The sequence below is a fragment of the Microbacterium sp. Leaf351 genome (assembly GCF_001423825.1).
In the GTDB taxonomy this organism is placed as follows: domain Bacteria; phylum Actinomycetota; class Actinomycetes; order Actinomycetales; family Microbacteriaceae; genus Microbacterium; species Microbacterium ginsengisoli.
This window is the reverse complement of record NZ_LMPK01000038.1, coordinates 229788-230354: the sequence shown is the minus strand read 5'-3', so window position 1 is coordinate 230354 and position 567 is coordinate 229788.

Below are 567 nucleotides of genomic sequence, written 5' to 3'. Positions count from 1 at the left end.
GGCGAGCCGCGCTGATGCACGGAGCCGGCCTCCCGCCCGCGCAGCGCGACGCACATCGTCGCAGCTCGACGGTGTCGCGAACACGCCTCGCCGCAGGCGGATGAGCTCGCCCGTCTCGAGCGCACGTTCGATGCGGGTGCGTGAGTAGCGCAGCGCGCGAAGCTGCGCGCTCGTTCGCACCGCCGTCCTCTCGTCGCACACATGGCCATGGTGGGCGCACATCACGTCGTGAGTGTCCGAGCAGCGCGGCATCCGTGGATCGTCGGTGGCCTGCGGGCATGGGGGAGGGGCCGTCACTCCACACTCCGTCGGAAGTTCTGCGCGACACCCCGCCCTCGTCATGCGCGAACCGGCGAGTCGGCCACAACTTCCGACATTGCGCAGGGAGCGAGGCGGCGACGAGAGAGGGAGGGGGAGGGGAGGGGAGGGGAGGGGAGGGGACAGTGAGGGCGACGGGAAAGGGTGAGGGGAGACGGAGCGTGGGGAGAGACGGGGCGTGGGGAGAGACGGGGCGGGGGGAGAGGGGGCGTGGGGAGAGACGGGGCGTGGGGAGAGACAGCGCGTGGG